Below are 7,421 nucleotides of genomic sequence, written 5' to 3' on the forward strand. Positions count from 1 at the left end.
ACTCTGGATCTGCGAACGGAATGCGGGTCACCGCTGCGCAGGTTTCACCATGAATATGGGCCTGAGCCAGTTGTCTGGCATGCAGGCCCGTTGTGGAAAAATCCCGTCCAGTCAGGGATCGGTCTGACATGCGCTGACGAAAAAACAGCCCTACGGCTGCCAGGAACTCTTCTCGCCACTCAGCTTGCGATCAAGAAAACTCGCCGCACTGATCAACGCCAGATGCGTCAGCGCTTGCGGCGTGTTGCCCAGGTGCCGCCCATGGCTGTCGAACTCTTCGGCGTACAGCCCAAGCGGATTGGCATATCGCAACAATTGCTCGAACTCCAGGTGGGCTTTTTCCACCTGGCCGGCGCGGGCCAGGCATTCGACGTACCAGAACGAACACGCGGCGAACGCGCCTTCAGTGCCACTGAGGCCATCGATGTTGGCGTCCTCGTTGCGATAGCGATAGACCATGCCGTCACGCACCAGGGTTTTTTCGATTGCTTCCAGAGTCGACAGCCAGCGCGGATCCTTGGCGCTGACGAAGCGTACCAGCGGCATCAGCAGCATCGAGCCATCCAGTGCGGTACCGCCCTTGTACTGGACGAAATGCCCGCGTTCTTCGTTCCAGAAGTTGTCCCAGATGTCGGTGTAGATCGCTTGCCGGGTGTCATCCCAACGGGCGAACGGCGCCGGCAGCGAACGCTTGGAAGCCAAACGGATCGCCCGGTCCAGCGCCACCCAGCACATCAGCCGCGAGTGCAGGAAATGATGGGTCTCACCGCGCATTTCCCAGATGCCGACATCTTCGCTCTGCCAGTTTTCGCAGACCTGATCGACCACTTCGCCGACATGCCGCCAGCCTTCGTGGGAAATCGCATCACCGTACTTGTTGACCAGATACACCGCGTCCATCAACTCGCCGAAGATGTCGAGCTGGATTTGGTCATAAGCGCCATTACCGATGCGCACCGGTTGCGCGCCGCCGTGGCCGGCCAGATGCGTCAGCTCGGTTTCCGGCAATTCCTGCTGGCCGTCGATGGCATAGAGGATGTTGAGTTTCATCGGTTTGCCGCAGCAATCGCTCACCCGTCCGCGCAGCCATTGCATGTAGTGGTTGGCTTCATCGACAAAGCCCAGGCGCATGAACGCGTAAACCGTGAACGAGGCATCGCGGATCCACGTGTAGCGGTAATCCCAATTGCGCTCGCCGCCGGGAGTTTCCGGCAGGCCGAAGGTGGCGGCGGCGAGAATCGCACCGTGGCGACGCGAGGTCAGCAGTTTCAGGGCGAGGGCGGAGCGATTGACGATTTCCCGCCAGCGCCCGCGATAGTTGGATTGGCCGATCCAGCCGCGCCAGTATTTGAGGGTGCGCTCCATGCACAACTCGCCGGCGCCTTTGGCAAAACGCGGATCGTCGCTGCCGCCGAGCATGAACGCGGCGGTTTCATTGTGCTTGAGGGTGAACTGCGCGACGGCCGCTTGTGCATCGATTTGCAGTGCCTGATCTGAAGCCAGGCGTATCGACGGCTGGCCAGCGGCGTGAAACGTTACGTCTTTTTCGTCCATTTCTGCCCGGGTGTCGGCGCGGCCGTAGTCGTGGTGCACCGCGCAACGCAGATTGAACGTCGCCGAGCCGCTGACCACGCGCACCCGGCGCATCAGTAGCGGCAGTGCGTCGACATCGTCACCGATGGGCAACAGATCGGTGATTTCCACCACCGCGTGTTCGCTCAGCCAACGGGTCTGCAAGACGTTGGTGTCGGGCAGATAAATCTGTTCTCGGCGCGCGTCCGGCAAGTCTGGCGCGAGCTGGAAAATCCCTGCTTGCGGGGTGTCGAGCAGCGAGCAGAAGATCGTCGGGCTGTCGAACTCCGGCCAGCAGAAAAAATCCACGCTGCCCTTGTCATTGACCAGTGCGGCGCTGCGCATGTCGCCGATGATGCCGTGGGCACCGATGGGACTTTGTTGTTCCACTTTAGGCTCAGCCATTGCCGCGAAACTCCGGATAGAGGCTCATCCCGCCATCGATGAACAGGGTGGTGCCGACGATGTAATCGGACAGGTCGGAAGCGAGGAAAACCACTGCGTTGGCGACATCCTCGACATCGCCGATGCGCCCGTACGGAATCAGCTCAAGAAGTTTGTCGCCGGCCGCGCCTTCAGTGGCTTCTGTGTTGATAGCCGTGCTGATCGCACCGGGCGCGATGCTGTTGATGCGGATGCGCTGGTGGCTGACTTCCTGGGCAAGGCTTTGCATCAACTGATCGACGCCGCCCTTGGACGCCGCGTAATTGACATGCCCGGCCCATGGAATCCGCTGGTGCACCGAACTCATGTGAATGATCTTGCCCGCCGCGCGCGACACGCCTTCGCGCACGCCCTGACGCTGGAAAATCCGCAACGCCGCCCGTGCGCAGAGGAACTGCCCGGTGAGGTTGACGCCGATTACCGTGTTCCAGTCGTCGAGGGTCATGTCCACGGCGGCAGCGTCTTTTTGCAGACCGGAGTTGGCCACCAGAATGTCCAGCGAGCCGAAGGCTTCGACGGTCTCTTTGAACAGCCGCTCGACATCTTCTTCTTTCGAAACATCCGCGCCGATGGCGAGGGCCTTGCCGCCCTCAGCGTTGATTTGCGCGGCCAGTTCTTCGGCAGGTTCGGCGCTGCTGTTGTAGTTGATCACGACCGCAGCACCGGCTGCAGCGAGTGCTTTGGCGGCGGCATGGCCGATGCCGGAGCTGGCACCGGTGACAAGCGCCACCTGATGAGCGAGGGAAATCTGCATGACGATTCGCGCCTTGGTTCCAGAGACTTAAGTAGCTGACTGATGGCAGACGCTGAGAGTTCATTTGCTGGATGCGGTGATTGCGCCGGCCCCTTCGCGAGCAGGCTCGCTCCCACCGGGGGACGGCATTTCGAATGTGCGAGCGAAGGGGCCTTCACAGACCGCTAACAATTGCGCGCTTCCACGGCATTCAAGGCTATGGCAACTTGGCCGCCCCTGATGAGGCTGCAATCGATGGCAAATCCCTACCGCGAATTGTTCACCGCCCCCGGCGCCCGTGCGTTTGTGCTGGCCGGGATGCTGGCGCGCATGCCCATTTCCATGACCGGCATCGGCCTCATCACCATGCTTGCGCAGTTGAACGGCGGTTATGCGCTGGCGGGGGCGGTGGCGGCGACCTTTGCCTTGGCCACGGCGTTTTGCGCGCCGCAGGTATCGCGATTGGTGGACCGTTATGGGCAGGGGCGGGTGCTGCCAATTGCAGCGCTGACCGGTGGCGGCGGGTTGTTGATGTTGCTGCTGTGCACGCGTCTGCAGGCGCCGAACTGGACGTTGTTCGTGTTCGCCGCGCTGGCCGGGTGCATGCCGAGCATGTCGGCGATGGTGCGGGCGCGCTGGACTGAAATCTACCGTGGCCAGCCGCAATTGCAGACGGCGTATGCGCTGGAGTCGGTGCTCGACGAAGTGTGTTTTATCGTCGGGCCGCCGCTGTCGGTGGGCTTGTCGGTCGCGGTGTTTCCCGAGGCCGGGCCGCTGGCGGCGTTGTTGGCCCTGGCCATAGGGGTAACGGTGTTTGTCGCCCAGCGCAGCACCGAGCCACCCGTGCACGCGCAGGAGTCGCAGCATCGGGGCTCGATCATTCGCTCGACCGACGTGCAATGGCTGCTGGCGTTGATGCTGGCGATGGGCGTGATCGTCGGGGTCATCGATGTGGTCAGCGTCGCCTTCGCTCAACATCAGGGCCAGCCGGCAGCGGCGAGTATTGTTTTGTCGGTATACGCGATCGGCTCATGCCTGGCTGGCATCGCCTTCGGTGCGATGCGTTCGAAACTGCCGCTGCCGCGCCTGTTTCTCTACGGCGGCGTGGCGACGGCAGTGACCACGCTGCCGCTGCTCTTGGCGAGCAATATCCTCGGCTTGTCGATCGCGGTATTTATCGCCGGGCTGTTCTTCTCACCGACGCTGATCGTCGCGATGGCGTTGATCGAACGCATCGTGCCACCAGCCAAACTGACCGAAGGCCTGACCTGGCTGGTGACCGGGCTGAGCATCGGCGTGGCGATCGGCGCAGCTGGTTCCGGCGCGCTGGTGGACGCGTTTGGTGCGCGCAGCGGGTTTTGGCTGGCGATAGCGGCGGGGGCGGTGGTGCTGATTTCCGCGTTTCAAAGTTTCCGTCACTTGAAATGAAATTCCACTGTGGGAGCGAGCCTGCTCGCGAAGGCGGTGTGTCAGTAAATATCTTCATACCTGATACAACGCCTTCGCGAGCTGGCTCGCTCCCACAGTTATTTTGCGGTGTTACCAGCCGCGTCCTGAGTTGACCCAGAAGTTGACTGATAACGAAGTCGACACGGACTCCACCTGATGGAACCAGCCCTCGGGCAGGAACAGCAGATCCCCAGCCTCCAGCGTCACCCGCAAAAACGTCACCTCCCGCGCTGCCGGGAAGCGTTCATAGTCCGGCGCATCGGGGTTGAAATCGCAGCCATCCAGGCCACCCTTGGGCGCGGTCGACCAAGTGCCCAGTGCCTCGCGGTGATGCGGCGCGGCAAGGGTGAATTTTTTCTGCCCCCAAACCTGGGCGAAGAGGTTGTCGGTGTCATCGCGGTGCAACGGCGTCAGCGTGCCCTTGGGGCCGATCCAGATACGTGGCGGAATGAACAGCGACGTGTCGAAGTAGGGCGGGTACTGGATCTGCTGCAACAATTGCGCGGGCAGGATGTTGTTGCCCATGTACGCCGGCGGCTCGCCATCCGCGCCTTTGACCGCCGGGCTGTCCAGCGAGGCGATGAATTCGGCCATCGAGGTCGAGCGGAAATCACGCTCGGTGGAAAAGGTCTTCTTCACATAATCGCCATGGCGGGTGATGCCCTGCAGTTCGGCGAAATGCACCAGCGATTCCTCGCGGCTCAGGCTGAACAATGGCCAGTCGTGCAGGGCATTGCTGATCACCAATGGAATGCCGTTGGGCAGATACCGGGTTTCGAATTCGTGCCGGCTCAACTCGGCGCGCGCACGGCGTTCGATGCTGGTCTGCCGAGGCAGCGCGGCAGTGAGCTTTTCGCTGAAGCGCGGTGGCGTCGGGTAGCGCTTGTTCATGTCAACCTTTTCCACCGTGCCGCCACCCTGGCGAGCGTGGTCGATGATCTGCGGCAACATCGTCGCCAGGCCCATGTTGCCGCCGATCTTCAGGCGCCCGCTGGCGAACAGTTCCTCGACGTTGACCACGCCGGCCATGATCCCGAGAAAGTCTTTTTGCGCGACTTCGATGGTCACGTCCGGACGCGGGTGGCGCCCGACTTCCGTGCGCTGGCTGGTCTTGATGTCGTACCAGTACGCCTGTTGCGCACTGAAGATGAACTGGAAAACCCCCTCGATGCCGACCGCGCCGGCGTTGGCGAACAACTTGCCCAGAATGCTCTGCAGGTCCACGGTGATTCCCTCGCGATTGTTGTTTTTTTCCTGAACAGGCAACGAGCGGCTGGCGGGGGAATTTAGCGACCGGGCGACTAATTTGTCCGGCGAGTGATCCGTCTTTCTTGCAGACACATTTTTCAAGGAAAGCGCGGTGACCAAGCTGACATTGCTGTGCCTGCCCTATTCGGGCGCCAGCGCCATGGTTTACAGTCGCTGGCGGCGTCAACTGCCGACGTGGCTGCAATTGCAACCGGTGGAACTGCCGGGACGTGGCGCGCGGTTCGATGAACCGCTGCAAACCGACATGCGCGCACTGGCGCGGCAACTGGCGCGCGAGCACAAGCCGGGGCTGCAAGGCCCGTATGCGTTGTTCGGGCATAGCCTCGGTGCGTTGCTCGCCTGCGAAATGGCCCATGCCTTTCGCGAATTGGGTGTGCCGGAGCCGCTGGCGCTGTTCGCCTCCGGCACCGCCGCACCGTCCATGCGCAGCGATTACGACCGAGGCTTTGCCGAACCGCGCAGCGATGCAGAACTCATCGAACAGTTGCGCACTTTTCAGGGTACCAGCGAAGAAGTCCTCGCCAATAAAGAGCTGATGAGCCTGACCCTGCCGGTGCTGCGCGCCGATTTCATGATGTGCGGGCGCTTCACGCCTGCCGAGCGGCCCTTGCTCAATTGCCCGGTGCACGTGCTCGGTGGCAAGGAAGACCGCGCCACCACCGAACAACTGATCGGCTGGAGCAAAGAGACCCTGGGCAGTTTCTCGGTGGACATGATGACCGGCGGGCATTTCTTCATTCATGAACATGAAGCGCGGGTCATTCGCACGATCAAGACGCATCTGGAAGTGCATCACCGGCGCCATGCGCAGGCCGCGCAACCGGCGTTCTGAGACGCGACTCATCTATCATTTTCAGGAGGCCAGTCATGGCTGTTGCTCTGGGGTTTTCCGTGCGGCCGTTGCTGCCGCAGCGCGGACGTTTGCCGCTGCTGGTCGAGGCGGACGATGCCGACACCGATCTGTTGGCGGTATTCGATGAATTGAAGGCGCTGGTCGACGAGCATCTGCTGCGCGACGGTGGCGTGCTGTTTCGCGGCTTCCGCCTCGACGGCGCCGAGCAGTTTCGCCAGTTTGCCGCGAGTTTCGGCCATCCATTGCTCAACTACGAGTTCGGCTCGACGCCGCGTACCAACGTCACCCAAGGCGTGTACACCTCCACCGAATACCCGGCGCACCAAAGCATTCCGCTGCACAACGAACAGGCTTATTCCCGCGACTGGCCGATGAAGATCTGGTTCTACAGCATGATCGCCGCCAGGTCCGGCGGTGAGACGCCGATTGCCGACAGCCGCGAAGTGTACCGGCGCATCCCGGTGGCGATCCGCGAGCGTTTCGTCAGCAAAGGCCTGATGTACGTGCGCAACTTCGGCAATGGCCTCGATGTGGCCTGGGAAGACGTGTTCAACACCGAAGACCGTGAAGTCGTCGAGGCCTACTGCAAGGCTCACGGCATTGTCTGCGAGTGGAAGGACGACGGTGAGCTGCGCACGCGCCAGACCTGTCAGGCGGTGGCGGTGCACCCGGTCACGGGCGAGCACGTCTGGTTCAATCAGGCGCACCTGTTTCACATCTCCAACCTGCCAGCGGACGTGCGCGAAAGCCTGCTCGACATCGTTGACGAAGAAGACCTGCCACGTAACGTCTACTACGGCGACGGCTCGCCGATCGAAGACGAAGTGCTGGCGCAGATTCGCGCGGTGCTCGACGACTGTGCGATCAGTTTCCCCTGGCAGGAGGGCGATGTGCTGATGCTCGACAACATGCTCTCGGCTCACGCGCGCTCACCGTTCGAAGGGCCGCGCAAAGTCATCGTGGCCATGGCCGAGGGGCATTCGCAGGACGTGCGCTGACCTGTTCGCAACCCTTCAACTCAAATGCCGAATCCGGGCCTGTACCGGCTTCGGCATTTGCGTGTCTGGCCTTCGTACCGTCGGGCCGCGATTGCCGCCGGTG

6 protein-coding genes are annotated in these 7,421 nt (G+C 62.0%); 3 read left to right on the top strand and 3 right to left on the bottom strand.

What is annotated here, in order from left to right; translation table 11 throughout:
* Window positions 1-150: 150 nt before the first annotated feature.
* Together ASG55_RS05485 and ASG55_RS05490 are read right to left on the bottom strand one after the other, a co-directional pair.
* Entirely contained in the window at window positions 151-1,977 is a 1,827-nt protein-coding gene (locus ASG55_RS05485) for a glycoside hydrolase family 15 protein (protein ID WP_056784279.1), read from the bottom strand.
* Entirely contained in the window at window positions 1,970-2,770 is an 801-nt protein-coding gene (locus tag ASG55_RS05490; RefSeq protein ID WP_056784282.1) for a glucose 1-dehydrogenase, read from the bottom strand. Before ASG55_RS05490 ends, ASG55_RS05485 begins: the two co-directional genes overlap by 8 nt.
* A gap of 234 nt (window positions 2,771-3,004) precedes the next feature.
* On the opposite strand from ASG55_RS05490, the gene ASG55_RS05495 reads away from it, so the two are divergent.
* Complete coding sequence (locus ASG55_RS05495) at window positions 3,005-4,177, top strand: MFS transporter (RefSeq protein WP_056784284.1); 1,173 nt, start codon at window positions 3,005-3,007, stop codon at window positions 4,175-4,177.
* 111 nt (window positions 4,178-4,288) lie between these two features.
* Here the strand turns inward: ASG55_RS05495 and ASG55_RS05500 are convergent, their stop codons facing one another.
* Window positions 4,289-5,422 carry a cupin-like domain-containing protein gene (locus tag ASG55_RS05500; protein ID WP_056784287.1) on the bottom strand — a complete coding sequence of 378 codons (1,134 nt, stop codon included), beginning with the start codon at window positions 5,420-5,422 and terminating at the stop codon, window positions 4,289-4,291.
* Window positions 5,423-5,558: 136 nt separating this feature from the next.
* Between ASG55_RS05500 and ASG55_RS05505 the strand changes: the two genes are divergently transcribed.
* Complete coding sequence (locus ASG55_RS05505; protein WP_056784290.1) at window positions 5,559-6,299, top strand: thioesterase II family protein; 741 nt, start codon at window positions 5,559-5,561, stop codon at window positions 6,297-6,299.
* A 35-nt stretch (window positions 6,300-6,334) separates the two neighbouring features.
* Complete coding sequence (locus tag ASG55_RS05510; protein ID WP_056784293.1) at window positions 6,335-7,318, top strand: TauD/TfdA family dioxygenase; 984 nt, start codon at window positions 6,335-6,337, stop codon at window positions 7,316-7,318.
* Window positions 7,319-7,421: the final 103 nt, after the last annotated feature.

It is taken from the genome of Pseudomonas sp. Leaf434, from assembly GCF_001425545.1.
Taxonomy (GTDB): Bacteria; Pseudomonadota; Gammaproteobacteria; order Pseudomonadales; family Pseudomonadaceae; genus Aquipseudomonas; species Aquipseudomonas siliginis.

What these genes read in the sequence shown, in the direction of transcription:
- ASG55_RS05485 (WP_056784279.1), bottom strand. Translation starts at nt 1,977, where the DNA reads ATGGCTGAGCCTAAAGTGGAACAACAAAGTCCCATCGGTGCCCACGGC.
- ASG55_RS05490 (WP_056784282.1), bottom strand. Translation starts at nt 2,770, where the DNA reads ATGCAGATTTCCCTCGCTCATCAGGTGGCGCTTGTCACCGGTGCCAGC.
- ASG55_RS05495 (WP_056784284.1), top strand. Translation starts at nt 3,005, where the DNA reads ATGGCAAATCCCTACCGCGAATTGTTCACCGCCCCCGGCGCCCGTGCG.
- ASG55_RS05510 (WP_056784293.1), top strand. Translation starts at nt 6,335, where the DNA reads ATGGCTGTTGCTCTGGGGTTTTCCGTGCGGCCGTTGCTGCCGCAGCGC.